The following is a 17,554-nucleotide window of genomic DNA, read 5'->3' on the forward strand; positions in this document are numbered from 1 at the left end:
GGTTACCACTTTTTGTTCTGGTTGTTAGGAGCACTTTTTTGTCGTGCTTGTAAAATCATTTGCGCTTTAAGCAGTTGGCTCGGGTCACGGGCGCTTTCTACTTGCTCAAGTTTTCGCATGTCAGGGTCGCTCGACAGAGGTTGATCTGAGGTTTGTGCTACAGCTTGCTGACTACTTTGCTCACCATCTTCTTTTGAAGCTTGTTGTGCGCTAGCACTTTGAGGTGTAGCGCCTTCTTGGTCACTCTGTTTCGGCTGATCACTGTTACTTTGTTGCGTGGCTTGCTTGTCGTCTTGTTTAGACTTTTCAGAGTCAGAGTGATTTTCAGGTTGGCCTTGAGATGAGTTTTGGTCTTGGCTACCGCGTTGATCTTGGTTACTGCTTTGATCTTGCGACTTGCCACTGGAGCTTTGTTGTTGATCCTGAGAGCTTTGCGAAGAATCATTTTGCTGACCTTGCTGACCTTGCTGACCTTGCTGACCTTGCTGACCTTGCTGACCTTTTGGTCATTCTGGTCTTTGGAGTCAGAATCGCCTTGCTGTTGCTGTTGCTGTTGCTGTTGCTGTTGCTGTTGCTGTTGCTTCTGAGCCTGTTCGACAATCTCTAGGTTCTTCTTCGCATAAGCATGTTCAGGGTTGCTTTCAAGAATACGTTGATACTCTTGGATCGCTTGGTCGTACTTACCTTGTTGGGCTTGAGCGTTAGCAAGGTTGTAGCGAGCATCTTCACTAGAAAGCTCTTGCAGCGTCTGCTCTGCGGCTTCGAAATCACCGGCTTTGTATTGAGCAATGCCTTTCCACTCTTGTTGGGTGAACTGTTCAGCAGCTTGTTGGAAGTCCTCGTCCTGATACAGCTGATAGCCTACTTGATCATTGGTTTTCCACGGGTTCGCAAACGCAGTATTTGGTTGGCTAAAAGAGATAACTCCAGCTAAGGCACACCAAATAACCCCTTTCCTGAATAATCCAAGTGCCGGAAGTAATAGCAAAGGCAGTAACCAGAAACCGTTGTTCACTCTGGTGTTGAGTGAGTTCTTGGTCTTGGTTACTTCCGATGTTGTTGCAACGCGGTCGAGGTAGCTCGCGATGTGTTCAACATCTGAGTTATCAAATTGAACTTCAGTGAACGTGCCACCATAGCTGCGTGTAAGCTCGCGCATGTTCTTCAAGTTGGTTCTTGCCACCACGGTTTGTCCTGAGTCGCTTTGCAGCATCGACCCCGTAGGTAACGAGATTGGCGCACCGTTTTCACTCCCTACAGCTAGAATCGACAATGTCCAATCGTTGCCAGAGAGTAGGGAGTCGATCTGCTTCTTCTCTTGGTCATCGATGTCATCAGCAATCAATACTAAATCACCTTGGTAGATCTTCGCGCGAGTCATCATATCAATCGCAAGCTTAACGGCTGATGCGGCATCACCACCTTGATAAGGCATGATATCTGGCGATAGGTTAGGCACTAGGTTTTTGATGGTGTTGATGTCTGACGTTAGCGGGCTAATGGTGTAAGCATCCCCAGCATACGCCACCATGCCTGTTAGCCCTTCTTTCCACAATGAAAGCAGATCCAGAGCCTTGTATCGCGCTTGAGTTAAGCGATTCGGCTTAATGTCGGTGGCATACATAGACATCGACATATCCATGATCACAACTCGTGCCTGCGTTTTTTCAAAGCTTGGTTGTTCGTTTTTCTCGAAGCTTGGCCCAGCTAACGCAATAACGCCGACCAGCCACCAAATACCGAAGTAAGTACTGCGATTTTTCGATGGCTTGCTTGATTCTGGCGCCAAGTAACGGGCGATGTGTGACGCGAGTAATCCTTGTTTGGACTGTGTCTTGCTCAGCCACCAAATAGCGGGCAGCACGGCAAGCGCCAAGAACCAATATGGGTAGATAAAAGTAAAGTTAGACATTGTTTCTCCTAATGGCTAACAGCATAAATGCGAAGAACATTGCCGCCGACAGTGGCCATACAAACCACTCTTGTTGCGGTCGCCAGATCTTAGTGGCGTTCGTCACGGGCTCTAACTGGTTAATGGTGTCGTAAATCGTCGCTAACTCTTTGCTGTCACGCGCTCGGAAGTACTGACCGCCGGTGCGTTTGGCAATTTCTATTAGTGTACGTTCATCCAAGTCTTGAGCAGTATTGACTTTGCGCGTCATGAAGAACTCTTTGACCATCATCTCGCCTGCACCGACACCCACGGTGTAAATCGTTGCGTCGTATTTCTTTGCAATATCCGCCGCTTCTAATGGGTCTAATACCCCGGCGGTATTACTGCCGTCGCTGAGTAGAATCATTACACGTTGGGGCGCATCGCTATCGACAAAGGTTTTGGTGGCAAGACCAATACCATCACCAATCGCGGTTTGAGTACCAATCAGTTTTAACACCGCTTGATTGAGCTGTTGTGAAAGCGTATCTCTATCTAGCGTAAGCGGGGTCTGCAAGTAGGCGTGATCAGCAAATAGTACCAATCCGACTCGGTCACCTTTACGACGCTCAATAAAGTCACTCAACACGCGTTTCACCGCCGACAAGCGGTCGATGTATTCGCCATTGAACTGCATGTCTTCTTGGCTCATCGAGTAGGAGAGGTCGACAACCAACATCAAATCACGATGTTTCGGTTGAAACTCTACCGGTTCGCCATACCATACAGGGCGCGCGCTCGCCGTAACCAGCAGAAGCCAGATAATCACGGACAACGCCTTTGGTAAGCGACTGCTCGGTGTTTTGGTATTACTGTCTTCTGGCAGAAATGGAAGTCTTAGGACATGGCTTGATTCTGACTTTGGTGAGAACAAGTAAACGAGCAACGGCAGTGGCGCGATGAAGAACATCCACCACCAAACGAACTCGATATTTAGCAAGTCCCCGCTTAGAAACATAGGGCTTAGAAAATCACTCATAAAGACCTCGCTTAGGAGGAAGGGCTTTACGAAGCCAAGTTTCGCAATCATTAACTAATTGTTGTTGAGCCTTTTTCTGTTCGTCGTTCATAAGGGCTACATCTTGATAGAGCGCTTGTTGCCACTGGGATTGTTTTGCTACAAATAACGGCTTCGCCAATTGCGCATCTAAGAACTTCAACCAATCATCACCAGACAAACCTGCAATTTTTTCACGAGGGAAATAGCTCAGTGCTGCTTGACGAACGATGTCTTGAGCTTTGCTCGGAGACAAGCCATCTTGAGACTGACTATTACTAAAGTAAGACAGCGCTTCTTGTTTCGCCTGTTGATTGTTTTTTCTACGTTTTAGAATGAAAAACACCAAGGCAATCAGGAAAATGGCTGTGATAATGACTGCCCACCAACCCCACGCCAAAGGCCACCAAGTCGGGGCGTCTGGCGCAATCACCGGACTTAAATCTAAGGGCTGTTTCATGACTGAGCTCCTGATATCTGGCTCATGAGTGACTGCGCACTCGACAGCGAGCTATAAGGTATCGCGAGAGATAACCCCATCTGTTGCAGCTGCTGTTTCTTAAGCGAAAAAGCATGGTTAAGCTTTTGCTTTTCTTTATTAGAAGAGAAATTAAACCATTGAGTTTTGCTGCCATCGGTGACCTGTTTAGAGCCTTTATAGGTGGTTTCACCTTGCTCTAGCGGGTCGTAGAAATGCACAAGACGTACTCTGTTGTGTCGGCGAATTTGACTGATAAGTGAGTAGTCACTTTCTTGGTAACGCACAAAGTCACTGAGCATAATAATATCGCTTCCTTTAGGGCAAAGCTGGTGAAGAGATTTCAGTCCATGCTCTAAGGTCGTGTCATTATGATTGTCGTGATTAGTCAGTGCCGTATTATTGATTTCTATGACTTTTTGCAAAATACGCAGTGGAGCATGGTTGCTTGCACTTGGCTTAATCTCAATGACCTCTTTGCCAGTATCGATCACCGCGCCAATTCGATCTTTTTGAGCCACAGTAAGCCAGCACAGTTGGCTAGCAAAGTGTGCAAGTTGAACCGATTTCAGCAACAAGGTTGAGCCGAAAATCATACTGCTTGATAGATCCAAGAATAAAATGACAGGCTGTTCTCGTTCTTCAGAGAAAAGTTTGGTATGCGCTTTGCCCGTTCTGGCTGTTACACGCCAATCAATGCTGCGAATGTCATCTCCCGCTTGATATTGACGAACTTCAGAGAAATTCATCCCGCGACCTTTACGGTTGCTCTCGTGTTGGCCGTTAAGCTGTGACCAAAGGCTCTTGGCGGGAGGCAACCAGCGAACAGACTGCGCTTTGTATTGCAGAAGTTCGTCCAGGTTTAACGTGACACCGTCACTATGGTTGGGTAGTTGATTATTCATGCGCGTATCCCTATGCGCTGCCAACCAATGAAATAAGGTGTGCGATCACTTGGTTTGCGGTGACACCTTCAGCTTGTGCGTGGTAGCTGCGCAGTAGACGGTGGCGTAACACAGGGAATGCCATCGCTTGAACGTCTTGTGGCGTGACGTAATCTCGTCCTGCAAGCCAAGCGTGAGCGCGGGCACAACGGTCTAACGCAATGGTTGCACGCGGGCTGACACCCATGTCTAACCATTGATCAAGTTGGTCACTGTATTGCTTAGGTTGGCGAGTCGCCATAACCAGTCTGATGATGTACTGCTCAATGGTGTCTGCCATGTGAATGTTGAGCACTTCTTGGCGCGCTTCAAAGATCGTTTGCTGAGATATCTGTTGTGGCTGAGCTGATTCGTTACCTTGAGCCTCACCACGGTTGAGTCGTAAGATCTCAAGCTCGCTTTCCATATCTGGGTATTCAACCTCTAGGTGAAGCAAGAATCGGTCTAACTGAGCTTCCGGTAGCGGGTAAGTCCCTTCTTGTTCAATTGGGTTCTGTGTTGCCATTACCAAGAACAACTCAGGCAGCGCATAGGTTTTTCGACCGGCAGTTACTTGTTTCTCTGCCATTGCTTCCAGCATTGCCGCTTGAACTTTCGCCGGAGCTCGGTTGATCTCATCCGCTAGAATCAGCGAGTTGAAAATCGGGCCTGATTGGAAAGTGAACTCCCCAGTCTCAGGACGGAAGATGTCGGTACCCGTCAAATCAGCAGGTAACAGATCGGGAGTGAATTGAATGCGGTGGAAGTGACCCTCAACACAATCAGCCAATGATTTTACTGCGCGAGTTTTTGCTAAGCCGGGAGGTCCTTCAACGAGGATATGACCATCTGCTAAAAGGGCGATCATCAGTTGCTTAACGAGCTCTTTTTGACCAATGATTTGAGACTCTAGATAGTTTTGAAGGACTTCGAAATTTGTTTTGTGCATTTTGGACTCTCTGGGTATCCATTTGATTTTTATTTTGAGTATTGGTCACTGATTTCGAGGAAAAAGTTCCAGTACATTTGCGTAATTTATTTTTTCAAAATTGGAAATATTTACAAGTGGTTAGCTAAAAAAATCGTTAGGTTGTGATTATTACTATATCAATTGGTTTTTATATACAAAAGCTCGGCGGTGGGGAGTGGTTTGAGTTCGGTTGGGTCTCAGGGGGTGAGAACTAAAATTGACTCTCGACAATGCGGTATTTGCTTAGTTAATTCATGCTCAAGGTGAATATTTCTAATTGTTACATCATATTTGCAGTTTTTTGAGAAGAAAGTCTCTAGTTTTATTGGTTGTGGCCGATACATCACTCAGATTGTGCATTGCTTGTTGGAGTGCACTAAAAAAGTCCTGTTCAGGGTATACCAATAACGAGCGATTCTTTTTAAAGGTCCAAATATGTTTAAAACTAACTCTCTGAGTATCAAGCAAAAAGTTGTACTTGGAATTACCTTTGCGGTTCTTGCATCGACAGTGATTGTCGGCGCAATGGCACAACAACAAGCAAGAGATGTATTAAGTCATCGATTGATCGATATTGAACTTCCAGGAATGCTAGAGCGAATCAATGGTGAAATTGACCGAGAAGTCTCTCAGCTATTACTAGCGGCGGAGCAAATTGCTTCAAATGAATTTATTTCTGATGCTATCGAATCGACCGATCGCGATCCCGCACTAGAAAATAAACTGGTGAAACAGCTGAACAATGTTCGTAACCAGTATCAGTTGAACGATGCCTCAGTGGCGAACCGTCAAACTGCTTACTACTGGAACCAAAATGGCTTCCTACGTCAGTTAAACCAACAGCAAGATGGTTGGTTCTTTGGCTTTACGCAATCTGGACAGCCGACCATGGTGAGCATGTTCCAAGAAGCCAATGGCGAAGTGAAGATGTTTGCTAACTACCAACAGCCTTCTGGTTTGGCTATGTCTGGTCTATCAAAGTCGATGGATGACATGGTTAACCTGCTGAACGGTTTCAAGATTGAAAATACCGGTTTTGTCTTCTTAACCGATAGCCAAGGTGATGTTCAAATTCATCGCGAGCGTTCTCGCAGTGACTCTTCACTTCAACAACTTTACGGTCCTCAAGCAAGCCAACTACTGAACAAGTCGGGCTTCAACCTGATTACTACAGAAAGCCAAGGCCAAGAGCTGTTCGTGGCGAGCTTGTATGTGTCTTCAATGGACTGGTTCGTTATTGGTGTGGTACCAACCGGTGAAGTGTTTGCTGAGCTTGATGCGACTGCGCAGAAGATGCTGATCATGACTGCGGTTGTGGCGTTAGTCTTTATCCTAATGGGCGTAGTTCTGGCGAACAGCATTACTCAACCGATCAAGCTTTTGGCTAAGCGTTTCGGCGACTTAGGTGAAGGCGACGGTGACCTTGCACAGCGTATCGAAGTGAAAGGCAACGATGAAATTGCACAGCTTTCAAAAGGCTTCAACGGATTCATTGAAAAGATTCACGAGTCGATGAAAGAGGTGTGTTCGACAAGCCAAGCGCTTCAAGTGGCGGCAGAGAGTGTTTCTAGCAAAGCCCACATCACCCACGACAACAGCCAAGAACAGCGCGACCAAACGCTTCAAGTGGTGGCTGCAATTAACCAAATGGGTATGACCATCAGCGAGATTGCATCGAACGCGGCAACCGCAGCAGAAACGGCAACTCAAGCTTCAGGCAATACGGAAGTAGGCCGCTCTGTGGTGAACAAAGCAAAAGACGCGATCAGCCGTTTAGCGCAAGATATCGAAAGCACGGGTCAGGTAGTAGAGCAACTGGCTTCTACAACTCAAGACATCGGTTCTATTCTGGGTGTTATTCGTGATATTTCAGAGCAAACTAACTTACTCGCATTAAACGCTGCAATTGAAGCCGCCCGTGCTGGTGAGCAAGGTCGTGGTTTTGCGGTTGTAGCGGATGAAGTACGTAACCTAGCAAGCCGTACCGCAGATTCAACGGAAGAGATTCAAAAGATGATCAACCAACTGCAAAGCGATGCTAAAGATGCGGTAACGGCAATGAGTGCGGGTAAGGTGATTACCCTTGAAGGTGTATCGGCTTCGGATGAAGCGGTAGACGTGCTGAGTGGCATTTCAGACCGTATCGTTGATATCACAGACCGTAACACTCAAGTGGCAACGGCAACGGAAGAGCAATCAACCGTAGTTCACACCATCAACCAGAACATTGAAGAGATTAACGCAATCAACGAAGTGACAACGAGCACGGCTGAGCAACTTGCTGAAGCGAGCCAAGAGCTTCGTGATCTATCGTCTCGTCTAGATAAGATGGTTGGTTTATTTAAGCTTTAATTCTTTCAAGCTGTAACATGGCTTAGAAAGGGATATAGACGAAGAGCTGGATTCATTTCATCGTGAATTCAGCTCTTTTTATTTACGGGCTTGTTTTCTTCTAACTGACGTTCGCTTGATCTGGTTTCGGGCTTTGCACTCAATCGCCCTAGCATCATAGGGCGTAAATGAGTAAAATCTGGTTAGGTTTAATATTTAGGTAAGTATCATGAGCGATTTTGAAAAAGAACTAGAGCAGATGACTCAAGAGATGGGCGATGAGCCTGAGGTGAAACTGCCATCACTTGAAGAGCAAAAAGCAATTGTTGCTGAGTTCAAGCGACTAGAAGCGGAAGGCAAACTGACTCCTGAAGTGTTAGAGAAGCATTTTGGCCAGTTCAACAAACAGAATGATACGCCAATTCACTAAGTTGATTTAGACAGGTTTCATGTCTGAAAGAAGTGATATTAGCGGTTGGGTTCATAGCCTAACTAACAGATAAAGGTCTAGCGCTTGCTAGACCTTTTTTATTGCCGCTAGCGAAAGACCGAGTGGCTGACTCATGAACTATTCAATGTAAGTGAAACTCGTATCCAACACATAAAAATATCCAGCACATAAAAAAATCCCCCTTACTGAGTAAGAGGGATTTGATATGGGCAAGTTATATCCTAAAAGGCTAAGCGATTAGTCTGTGCCGTATTCTTTGTACAAACGACGACATGCGCGGCCATCGCTGTGGAACAGGTGACAACGGTGCGCTGGAATACCAATCGCCAACTTGTCACCTGATTCGATTTTCAACGTGTCTGGCTGGCGATAGATAACATCAGCATCGGCACTTTCAAGGTTTAGGTAAACCTGAGTTTCGTTACCTAGTTTCTCTACCATCATCACGTCAGCTTCAATCGTCGCGTCACCTGATTCAGCAGACATCAAGTGTTCAGGGCGAATACCCAGAGACATACGATCGCCAGCATTGACAGTCGTACCATCAACAGGGATCCAGAAAGTCATGCCATTAGAAAGTTGTACCAATACGCGTTCTGCTTCAGCTTGTTCAATGTGTACCGACATGAAGTTCATCTTCGGTGAGCCAATAAAGCCAGCAACGAAACGGTTTTGAGGGTAGTGGTAAAGGTCAAGCGGCTTACCGACTTGAGATACATAACCACCATCAAGAACAACGATCTTATCCGCCATTGTCATCGCTTCCACTTGGTCGTGGGTAACGTAGATCATGGTACAACCCAGTTGACGCTGTAGCTTGGTGATTTGCGAACGCATTTGAACACGTAGCGCGGCATCTAGGTTTGATAAAGGCTCATCAAGTAGGAATACGTTTGGTTGAGAAACCAGAGTACGACCAATCGCAACACGTTGACGTTGACCACCAGAAAGCGCTTTAGGTTGGCGCTCAAGAAGGTGACCAAGCTGAAGGATTTCTGCCGCATGTTCAACGCGTTTGTCGATCTCAGCTTTATTTGCGTTTGCTAGCTTAAGACCGAAAGACATGTTGTCGTATAGGTTAAGGTGAGGGTAAAGCGCATAAGACTGGAATACCATACCTACGCCACGCTTTGACGGTTCAACGTCATTCATGCGTTGGTCGCCAATGTACAAATCACCAGACGTAATGTCTTCTAGACCTGCGATACAACGTAATAGCGTCGATTTACCACAACCTGATGGTCCAACGAATACTACGAATTCACCTTCGTTGATGTCTAAGGTTACGTCCTTAGAAATCTGTACATCACCATATGATTTATAAACGTTTTTTAACGTGACACTCGCCATCTAGCTTGTCCTCGATCGATCAAATTTTAAGTTTTACTGCTTATCATTATAAGAAATTTTTGGGTCAGCAGTAACTGTAGGAATTGGTAAGTATTGAGTGAGTAAGAAAAAAGTGGGTGAGACTTGGCTTCTTTAACCAAGCCCACCCGTCATAGCCAAACTGATGCTCATTTCCCCCACATCCAGCTAAACCTCCCCCGTGATTCAATCACAGATTTAGCTCGATGCTAATATAAGACACCAGCGGGCAGTGAAGCCAACTAAATGAATAATGCGTCAACGCATAACACTTGCCGGTAAAGGGTTCTTACTATCCACTCTTGGATGAATGCAGTTTCGGTGAATTGGCGTAAGGGTACATCCTCCTAATGGAAAATTAACTAGGGGGAGTAGGAGGGGAGGAGTAGATAAATGGGGTTATTAATAATTGGCGATCCAGTTCAAATAAATCCACCGCGTAACGGTGATGTTGATCACGATGAGTATGCGTTTTGTGATTGCAGTCTCTAATCTGACCGGATGGTGATCACGAATTTAAGCCATAATAGCTAGGGCGTAGTGGCTAGGATGATGAGCTAGGGTCTGTTTTCTCAGATCATAACCTCCGAAAACTGGCTCGTCTTGGTAGATGTGCCCTACGTATAAATATAAAAAGGATATTCACATGAAAAACGCTCTAAGCGCTGTAGCTCTAGGTACAATAGTTGCTCTGGGTTCTTTTGGTGCAAATGCTGCTATCGAAGAAGGACAACTAACAATCTGGGTAGGTGGTGACAAAGCTTATGAAGGCATGGCTGAAGTAGGTAAACGCTTCGAAGAAGATACTGGTGTTAAAGTAACCGTCGCTTTCCCTGACAAGCTAGAAGAGAAATTCCCTCAAGTAGCTGCAGCTGGCGATGGCCCAGACATGATCTTCTACGCACATGACCGTTTTGGCGGCTATGCAGAAGCGGGACTTCTTGTTGATATCAAACCTTCTAAAGAAACTAAAGAAGGTATCGTAGACTTCGCATGGGACGCTGTTTCATACGAAGGTAAAACAATCGCATACCCTGTTGCTGTTGAGTCAGTTTCGCTAATTTACAACAAAGCGCTTGTTCCTAACCCACCTAAGTCTTGGGAAGAAATCCCAGCACTTGATGCTGAACTTAAAAAAGACGGCAAGAAAGCAATCATGTGGCCTCTACGTGGCGGCGCTTACTTCACATGGCCTCTACTTGCAGCTGACGGCGGTTACGCATTCAAACAGACTGCAGAAGGTTACGACATTAAAGATGCGGGCGTAGCGACTGATGGTGTTCAGAAGTCTCTAGGTTTCATCGAGAAGATGGTACAAGACAAGGTTATCTCTGCAGACATGGATTACTCAGTTGCTGAGTCTGAATTTGTTGCGGGTAACGTTGCAATGACAATCAACGGCCCTTGGGGTTGGGAAAACATCAAGAAAGCTGGCGTAGATTACGGCGTAACAACACTACCTAAGTTCAACGGTAAAGCGTCTAAACCTTTCGTTGGTGTATGGGCGGGTGGTATCAGCACTGCGTCTCCAAACCGCGATCTAGCTGTTGAGTTCATGGAAAACTACCTACTAACAGATGAAGGTATGAAGAGCCTGAACGACGACAAGCCACTAGGCGCTGTTGCTCTTAACTCTTTCCAACGTCAACTAGACAGCGATACTCGTATTGCAGCAACAATGGACAACGCGATGAACGGTGAAATCATGCCTAACATCCCTCAGTTCACAACATTCTGGTACAGCATGGAAGAAGCGATCGGCAACGTAGTTGACGGCCGTCAATCAGTAGACCAAGCACTAAAAGCTGCTGAAGGTCGTATGGTTAAGTAACACCCAGGCACTACCTTTTAAGGAGAGGGTAACCTCTCCTTACTTTTCTATTTTTTATCTATATCGCTAGCAGGTTCCTCTATGCAGTCAGTTCAAGGTACAGATGCTATCCCAGCACCATCAAGCCTTCCAGGCAGTAAAAGCGTCTTCATTAAATGGGGGTTGCTTGGTAGCGTTGGCTTAATAAACGGCTACGCTACAATTCTAATGTATTCTCGCGGTGAGCTCGCTTTTGCGCTGCTTACAGTGATCTTAACGGCTTTGGCACTTTACATTTTTGGTAGTAAAAAAACTTACGCCCACCGTTATATTTACCCAGGTATTGCCGGAATGATCTTGTTCATTCTTTTCCCATTGGCATACACCGTAGGGCTTGCGTTTACTAACTACAGCGCGAAAAACCAACTTTCTCTAGAGCGTACTCAAACCGTTCTTTTAGACCGTTCTTTCCAAAGCGGTGAGAGCTACCCATTTACTTTGTACAAGACAGATGACGGTCACCAGATCGTTGTAAAAGATGGCGATCAACTGTTAGCGACTGACGTATTTTCTCTAGACAATATGACAGAAACAGAGATGGACCTATCTGTTATTGAGTCTGCGCAAGGTGAAAAAGAGAAGATCAAAGCGATCATTCAAAACCGAGCAGCAATCAGTGGTGTTGATTTCAATCTACCTGACGGTGGTGACATCCGCATGAGTGGCTTACGTAAGTTTGCTTCTGTTGCTCCGCTTTACACGCTACAAGACGATGAAGAAACGTTAATCAACAATGAAACGGGTGAAGTTCTCAAGCCAAATATGGATGTGGGTTTCTACCAGCCTGTTGATGCAAATGGTGAGTTTATGGGTAATACCATCTCTCCAGGTTTCGTGGTTAGCATTGGTACGCATAACTTTGAGCGTGTATGGAAAGATGACGGCATTAAAGAACCGTTTATCAGCATCTTTATTTGGACGGTTATCTTCTCGGTATGTACCGTAGCGTTCACGCTAGTTATCGGCCTTGTATTGGCTAACATCGTGCAATGGGAAGAGTTGAAAGGTCGTTCTATTTATCGTGTTCTACTGATTCTGCCTTACGCCGTACCCGCGTTTATCTCGATTCTTATCTTTAAGGGTCTATTCAACCAAAGCTTTGGTGAGATCAACATGGTGCTCGAGAATATCTTCGGCTTAAGCCCGAACTGGTTCTCAGACCCTATCTTAGCGAAAACCATGGTGTTGATGGTTAACACATGGCTAGGTTTCCCTTACATGATGATTCTATGTATGGGTCTGCTTAAAGCGATTCCTGATGATTTATACGAAGCGTCAGCAATCGATGGTGCGAACTTCCTTGATAACTTCAAGCGCATTACGTTCCCATTGATGATTAAACCGCTTACACCGCTATTGATTGCAGCGTTTGCCTTTAACTTCAACAACTTCGTAATGATTCAACTATTGACGAACGGTGGCCCGAACATGATTGGTACTTCTGAGCCAGCGGGTTACACAGACTTGCTTGTAAGCTACACGTACCGAATTGCATTCGAAGGCGGCGGCGGTCAAGACTTCGGTCTAGCAAGTGCTATCGCAACGCTTATCTTCCTATTGGTTGGTGCACTAGCGTTACTAAACCTTCGTTTCACTAAACTGTCTCAAGATTAAGGAGCACGACAATGGCTATGGTACAAGGTAAAGGCCTTAAATACCGAGTGTGGGCAACGCATGCAGTGTTGTGGTGCTTCTTGGCAATGATTATCTTCCCACTACTGATGATCATCGCGATCTCGTTCCGTGAAGGTAACTTCGCAACCGGTAGTTTGATTCCAGATAACCCATCATTGGAACACTGGAAGTTAGCATTGGGTATGTCAGTAACGAACGCAGATGGCTCGGTAACGTCACCTCCGTTCCCTGTGCTAACTTGGTTATGGAACTCAGTGAAGGTTGCAGGTATCACATCGATTCTGATTGTGACACTGTCTACGACATCGGCTTACGCGTTCGCTCGTATGCGCTTTAAAGGTAAGAACACAATCCTGAAAGCGATGATGATTTTCCAAATGTTCCCAGCAGTATTGGCTCTAGTAGCAATCTACGCGCTGTTTGACAAACTTGGTCAATACATTCCGTTCTTAGGCTTGAACACACACGGTGGTCTAATCTTCTCTTACCTTGGTGGTATTGCACTGCACGTATGGACGATTAAGGGTTACTTTGAAACGATTGATAACTCTCTGGAAGAGGCAGCAGCCCTTGATGGTGCAACGCCTTGGCAAGCATTCAGACTGGTTCTACTACCGCTGTCTGTACCAATCCTAGCGGTTGTGTTTATCCTATCTTTCATCGCGACAGTGGGTGAGGTGCCAGTAGCGTCTATCCTACTTACAGATGTGAACTCTTACACGCTAGCAGTAGGTATGCAGCAGTACCTATACCCTCAGAACTACCTATGGGGTGACTTTGCGGCAGCGGCTGTACTATCAGCACTTCCGATTACTATCGTGTTCTTACTTGCTCAACGTTGGTTAGTTGGCGGTTTGACGGCAGGTGGTGTAAAAGGATAAGCTGTACTCTATAAGAAAGAAAAAGAGCGACCGTTAGGTCGCTCTATATTGGCATTTTTATTACATCATTTGGTTTGGCCGCCGATCAGTAATAAAAATAACCCTCAGGTTACGCATAGCTGGCTACTAATCAGGTTCCTTACGCTATTAATGATTAGTGGTTTTTGTAACTCTAACCCAGGTATTTACTTGGGTTTTTTTATGCCTGCTACTTTTTGTTTTTTGTGTCAGCGTTACTCGTTAACTATCGCGCTCATATCTACTTTAAAACCCAAAGTTTCGAGTTACTTCTCTCCTAAATACCGACCACTTCATTTTGGTTACTTGTAGAAATGAACTAGTCTCACAAATCAGACACTCAGTATAAGTGGCTGTTGTACTATTGATATGTTGTGAATATTCCAATGCGTGATACTTCAATGATTTGTATGCAACAAAACCTGAAATTGCACTGAAAATGTATGGGTAAGCGAGAGGTAGTTACAGAATATTCAAGTGACATTCATGAGGGTTATGGAGGTAGGTTTATTTATGCTTCTGGTTTTTGGTGGGACTTAGAAGTTAGAACTCTTTACTAGAAGGAGCACAACCTAAGTGTTGCAATAGCACATAGATGCTTTCTTGATCGAGTGCCACGCGACGAAATAGATCGGCAAATGTCGGATCTCCACCGAAACACGTTTGGATATAGTGGTTGATTTCATTGCTGTCGTAGCCTTCGACGTACAAAGTTCTAACCCATTGGTACTCAACAGCCTTTAAATTGTTCAGTGTAGACTCGCTAAGAGTGGGGCGTATGACGCTCAAGAGTGGCTCCAAGAAATTCAAATGCATCTATTATGATTGACGGTATTTAATCAGAGCAAAATGACGACTTTATTACAGTCAAAATAAATCAGTGAACAAGTGCCGATTCATTTCAACCTTTGGCTGGGTATCACGCTCTTATCGTCTGTATTGGGTGTGCAGCGGATTTGGCTGTGTAGAGCACGAAGGTATCAAATAGATCAATGCCAAGCAGGCGCTTGGCATTGTAATAAGGTTTTGTAGGGGGAGGGCAGCTGGTGGACCTTACTTAAGGTACTTCACGTGAGCTTCCATCTCTTCACCAATCTGTTTTCGCATGTTCATTAGGCGAATAGCCGAATCTCGTAATTCGATGTCTTCTGGCGTCTCTGGTATCCACTCTGGCACTTTAGTCGGATTACCATTCTCATCGACAGCGACCATAATAACGATACAGTGAGTTGTTAGGCGGTTATTGAGCTCTTTAGGGTCGCTTGCTTGCACGTCGATAGCGATATGCATTGAAGATGAACCTGTGTAAATGACCTTTGCACTTACTTCCACAAGGTTGCCTACATGAATTGGGGCAACAAATCGAATACCGCCAGCGTAGGCCGTAATGCAATATTTGCCACTCCACCCAGCAGAACAAGCATAGGCAGCTAAATCGATCCATTTCATTGCTGCGCCACCATGAACTTTACCACCAAAGTTCACATCCCCGGGTTCAGCTAAAAAACGCAGAGTAACGTCTCGTTTACCATCTTGTCGGCTATTGTTACTGCTCATCTATCTTCCTTCATTATTATGCTGCATAACATGCTTGTTACTTGCTAATAACAATATACATAAGATGATAGAAATTAAAGCGGATAATCTCACGGTTAAGACTATTTCTTTCAAACGGATGACGAACCGATGAATATTGATGGTTATTGAGTTTCAAGGTGAGAGATAAACACGGAAAGACAATCGAGAGTAAGCTAAAAGAAAGGGTAGATTGCAAAAAAAACACCTAGCGTAATGCTAGGTGTTTCTAAGCCTTTAGGTACTCATGTCGGTACCTTTTATTGTTTGCCAACTAACCGTTGCTTGTTTGGTTTAGTTAAAGTGACTTTATCGCAATTACCACTAAAGCGGTAGTTAAAACTATTTATTCTTCAGCTCACTTTTACTCTTTTATGAAGTATAGATCCTTCGCGTAGATATTTCCTTTCGGATTGTTGTTAGGGAAGCCTTTGAGTGTATTTCGCACTAATCGAGTGTGATTATAGTGATATAAAGGCATAACTGCTGCTGATTCGTTAAGTAGTGACTCAGCATGCTGGTATAAAGCGAAGCGATTAGCCTGATCTTCCGTTTTGCTCGCTTTCTGTAACAGCTCATCAAAATCAGTGTTACAGAAACCACTCTCGTTAGCTGTGTGGCCACATGTGAAGGCTTCTAGTAGCGCTGAGGGCTCTGGGTAGTCACCAAATGCCCATGAGCGAGCAAGCTGATAATCTCCCGCTCCTTTAGCTGCTACATACGCCTTCCACTCCATATTCTCGAGTTCGACCTTCACGCCAAGTGGTTTCCACATCGATGCAATCGCGATGGCGATCTTTTTGTGGTTCTCGCTGGTGTTATAGGTGAGTGTGAATGTAAGTGGGTTCTCTTCGTTGTACCCAGCTTCTTCGAGTAGCTGTTTGGCCTTTGCTTGGCGTTGTGAGCTATCAAGCGCTTCGAATAAAGACTTAGGCGCCGTGTAGTTCGGGATATTATTAGGTGTCACGCTGTAGGCTTCAGGCTCACCTTGACCTGTAACTTTCTCGACCAGAATCTCACGATTGACGGCCATGCTGAGTGCTTGGCGTACTCTTACGTCATCAAACGGTGCTTGACGTGTATTGAATGAATAAACGTAAGAGCCCAATAGAGCTTGCGCTTTGATCTGTTCAGGGCTTTTTTGGATTAATTTCTGGTAGTACTCAAGCTGGACACGATTGGTCATATCAATTTCACCAGCTTGGTAACGAATCAGCTCAGCATTTTGAGACGATAAGCCTAAATAGGTCACCTTGTTGATGACTGTCGACGTGTTATCCCAATAATTTGGGTTTCTCTCGACTTCAACGTATTCGTTGGGTACCCATTTACTCAAAGTGTAAGCACCGTTGGTCGCGATATTTTCTGCGCGAGTCCATTGGTCGCCTTTCTCTTGAATCAACTTAGCGGGTAGAGGGAAAAAGGTCTTGATGCTCATTAGACTCATAAAGTAGGGCGTAGGTTTTGAAAGTGAAATCTCAACCGTGCGCTCATCTAATGCTTTTATGCCAAGCTCAGAGGGAGCTTTGTCTCCTGATAGAATCTCGCTAGCGTTCACGATGTTAGCCGTCGAAAAAACAAAACCCGTGTTGTTACCTGTTTTAGGAGACACAGCTCGCTGCCAACCAAAGACAAAATCGGATGCTGTGACTGGTTCGCCATTCGACCACTTGAGGCTCTCTTTCAACACAAACGTCACGGTTTTACCGTCTTTGCTGATAGACCACTCTTTGGCTTGCCCTGGGATGATCTGCCCGTCACTGTTCTCAATCACAAAGCCTTCAAACATATCATTGACGATAATGTCACCGGGCATGCCTGAGTTTACGAAGCTAGGATCTAGTGTATTGGGCTCTGCACCGTTGCCACGTACAAAATGTTGTTCCTCAGCTAATGGTGTATCAGCAGGAACAGTGGCAGCAAAGCTCGAAGCAGATGATAAAGCAAGCAGGGACGAGATGATCACTGGGATCGTTGGTTGAGTCATTGTAATTCCTTTTACAACTTAAACGGTACTCAATGCATTAAACCTGACTCGTTAACATGTTGCAACCACAATGAACGCTTATTAAAAGGTTCATCGCGGATTAGCGGGAACTAAAAACAAAAACGGTAGTAAGTGAT

Annotated in this window: 13 protein-coding genes and 1 pseudogene; 5 read left to right on the forward strand and 9 right to left on the reverse strand. The window is 45.2% G+C overall.

Features of this window, described 5'->3' with window-relative positions:
• Positions 1-2 precede the first annotated feature (2 nt).
• From A6D97_RS02875 to A6D97_RS02895, 5 genes and pseudogenes are all read right to left on the reverse strand, one after another.
• A pseudogene (locus A6D97_RS02875) lies at positions 3-1,912 on the reverse strand (VWA domain-containing protein).
• Positions 1,905-2,912 carry a VWA domain-containing protein gene (locus tag A6D97_RS02880; protein ID WP_017060042.1) on the reverse strand — a complete coding sequence of 336 codons (1,008 nt, stop codon included), beginning with the start codon at positions 2,910-2,912 and terminating at the stop codon, positions 1,905-1,907. Before A6D97_RS02880 ends, A6D97_RS02875 begins: the two are co-directional and overlap by 8 nt.
• Complete coding sequence (locus A6D97_RS02885) at positions 2,905-3,390, reverse strand: DUF4381 domain-containing protein (RefSeq protein WP_065583800.1); 486 nt, start codon at positions 3,388-3,390, stop codon at positions 2,905-2,907. Before A6D97_RS02885 ends, A6D97_RS02880 begins: the two co-directional genes overlap by 8 nt.
• Positions 3,387-4,313: a DUF58 domain-containing protein gene (locus A6D97_RS02890; RefSeq protein WP_017060044.1), complete on the reverse strand. Its 927-nt coding sequence runs from the start codon at positions 4,311-4,313 to the stop codon at positions 3,387-3,389. The genes A6D97_RS02885 and A6D97_RS02890 overlap by 4 nt, the downstream gene beginning before the upstream one ends.
• Before the next feature lie 10 nt (positions 4,314-4,323).
• The gene (locus A6D97_RS02895) at positions 4,324-5,280 is read right to left on the reverse strand and encodes a MoxR family ATPase (RefSeq protein ID WP_017064262.1); all 957 of its coding nucleotides are present in this window, start codon (positions 5,278-5,280) and stop codon (positions 4,324-4,326) included.
• Between the two features lie 456 nt (positions 5,281-5,736).
• Here A6D97_RS02895 and A6D97_RS02900 point away from each other — a divergent pair, with 456 nt between their 5' ends.
• Positions 5,737-7,653, forward strand: a complete 1,917-nt coding sequence (locus tag A6D97_RS02900) for a methyl-accepting chemotaxis protein (protein ID WP_065583801.1) — start codon at positions 5,737-5,739, stop codon at positions 7,651-7,653.
• A 208-nt stretch (positions 7,654-7,861) separates the two neighbouring features.
• A complete protein-coding gene (locus A6D97_RS02905) occupies positions 7,862-8,062 on the forward strand; it encodes a hypothetical protein (protein WP_010431457.1) in 201 nt (66 codons plus the stop codon).
• Between the two features lie 258 nt (positions 8,063-8,320).
• Here A6D97_RS02905 and malK read toward each other — a convergent pair whose 3' ends face one another.
• Positions 8,321-9,433, reverse strand: a complete 1,113-nt coding sequence (gene malK, locus A6D97_RS02910; RefSeq protein ID WP_017060047.1) for a maltose/maltodextrin ABC transporter ATP-binding protein MalK — start codon at positions 9,431-9,433, stop codon at positions 8,321-8,323.
• Between the two features lie 664 nt (positions 9,434-10,097).
• Here malK and malE point away from each other — a divergent pair.
• The 3 genes from malE to malG all read left to right on the forward strand — a co-directional run bounded on the left by malE (position 10,098) and on the right by malG (position 13,837).
• Positions 10,098-11,282: a maltose/maltodextrin ABC transporter substrate-binding protein MalE gene (malE, locus tag A6D97_RS02915; RefSeq protein ID WP_017060048.1), complete on the forward strand. Its 1,185-nt coding sequence runs from the start codon at positions 10,098-10,100 to the stop codon at positions 11,280-11,282.
• A gap of 81 nt (positions 11,283-11,363) precedes the next feature.
• Positions 11,364-12,935: a maltose ABC transporter permease MalF gene (gene malF / locus A6D97_RS02920; protein WP_065583802.1), complete on the forward strand. Its 1,572-nt coding sequence runs from the start codon at positions 11,364-11,366 to the stop codon at positions 12,933-12,935.
• 11 nt (positions 12,936-12,946) lie between these two features.
• Positions 12,947-13,837 carry a maltose ABC transporter permease MalG gene (gene malG / locus A6D97_RS02925; RefSeq protein WP_017060050.1) on the forward strand — a complete coding sequence of 297 codons (891 nt, stop codon included), beginning with the start codon at positions 12,947-12,949 and terminating at the stop codon, positions 13,835-13,837.
• A 561-nt stretch (positions 13,838-14,398) separates the two neighbouring features.
• On the opposite strand, the gene A6D97_RS02930 is transcribed toward malG, so the two are convergent.
• From A6D97_RS02930 to A6D97_RS02940, 3 genes are all read right to left on the reverse strand, one after another.
• The gene (locus tag A6D97_RS02930; protein ID WP_019822928.1) at positions 14,399-14,671 is read right to left on the reverse strand and encodes a hypothetical protein; all 273 of its coding nucleotides are present in this window, start codon (positions 14,669-14,671) and stop codon (positions 14,399-14,401) included.
• A gap of 237 nt (positions 14,672-14,908) precedes the next feature.
• On the reverse strand, positions 14,909-15,412 hold the full coding sequence (locus A6D97_RS02935; protein WP_004737700.1) for an acyl-CoA thioesterase: 504 nt from the start codon (positions 15,410-15,412) through the stop codon (positions 14,909-14,911).
• Between the two features lie 382 nt (positions 15,413-15,794).
• The gene (locus A6D97_RS02940) at positions 15,795-17,417 is read right to left on the reverse strand and encodes a peptide ABC transporter substrate-binding protein (RefSeq protein WP_065583803.1); all 1,623 of its coding nucleotides are present in this window, start codon (positions 17,415-17,417) and stop codon (positions 15,795-15,797) included.
• Positions 17,418-17,554: the final 137 nt, after the last annotated feature.

The organism is Vibrio sp. ZF57, from assembly GCF_001691235.1.
Taxonomy (GTDB): Bacteria; Pseudomonadota; Gammaproteobacteria; order Enterobacterales; family Vibrionaceae; genus Vibrio; species Vibrio crassostreae_C.

Excerpts from the sequence above, each read along its gene's own strand:
- A6D97_RS02880 (WP_017060042.1), bottom strand. The coding sequence starts at position 2,912 with ATGAGTGATTTTCTAAGCCCTATGTTTCTAAGCGGGGACTTGCTAAAT.
- A6D97_RS02885 (WP_065583800.1), bottom strand. The coding sequence starts at position 3,390 with ATGAAACAGCCCTTAGATTTAAGTCCGGTGATTGCGCCAGACGCCCCG.
- A6D97_RS02890 (WP_017060044.1), bottom strand. The coding sequence starts at position 4,313 with ATGAATAATCAACTACCCAACCATAGTGACGGTGTCACGTTAAACCTG.
- A6D97_RS02895 (WP_017064262.1), bottom strand. The coding sequence starts at position 5,280 with ATGCACAAAACAAATTTCGAAGTCCTTCAAAACTATCTAGAGTCTCAA.
- A6D97_RS02900 (WP_065583801.1), top strand. The coding sequence starts at position 5,737 with ATGTTTAAAACTAACTCTCTGAGTATCAAGCAAAAAGTTGTACTTGGA.
- A6D97_RS02905 (WP_010431457.1), top strand. The coding sequence starts at position 7,862 with ATGAGCGATTTTGAAAAAGAACTAGAGCAGATGACTCAAGAGATGGGC.
- malK (WP_017060047.1), bottom strand. The coding sequence starts at position 9,433 with ATGGCGAGTGTCACGTTAAAAAACGTTTATAAATCATATGGTGATGTA.
- malE (WP_017060048.1), top strand. The coding sequence starts at position 10,098 with ATGAAAAACGCTCTAAGCGCTGTAGCTCTAGGTACAATAGTTGCTCTG.
- malF (WP_065583802.1), top strand. The coding sequence starts at position 11,364 with ATGCAGTCAGTTCAAGGTACAGATGCTATCCCAGCACCATCAAGCCTT.
- malG (WP_017060050.1), top strand. The coding sequence starts at position 12,947 with ATGGCTATGGTACAAGGTAAAGGCCTTAAATACCGAGTGTGGGCAACG.
- A6D97_RS02930 (WP_019822928.1), bottom strand. The coding sequence starts at position 14,671 with ATGCATTTGAATTTCTTGGAGCCACTCTTGAGCGTCATACGCCCCACT.
- A6D97_RS02935 (WP_004737700.1), bottom strand. The coding sequence starts at position 15,412 with ATGAGCAGTAACAATAGCCGACAAGATGGTAAACGAGACGTTACTCTG.
- A6D97_RS02940 (WP_065583803.1), bottom strand. The coding sequence starts at position 17,417 with ATGACTCAACCAACGATCCCAGTGATCATCTCGTCCCTGCTTGCTTTA.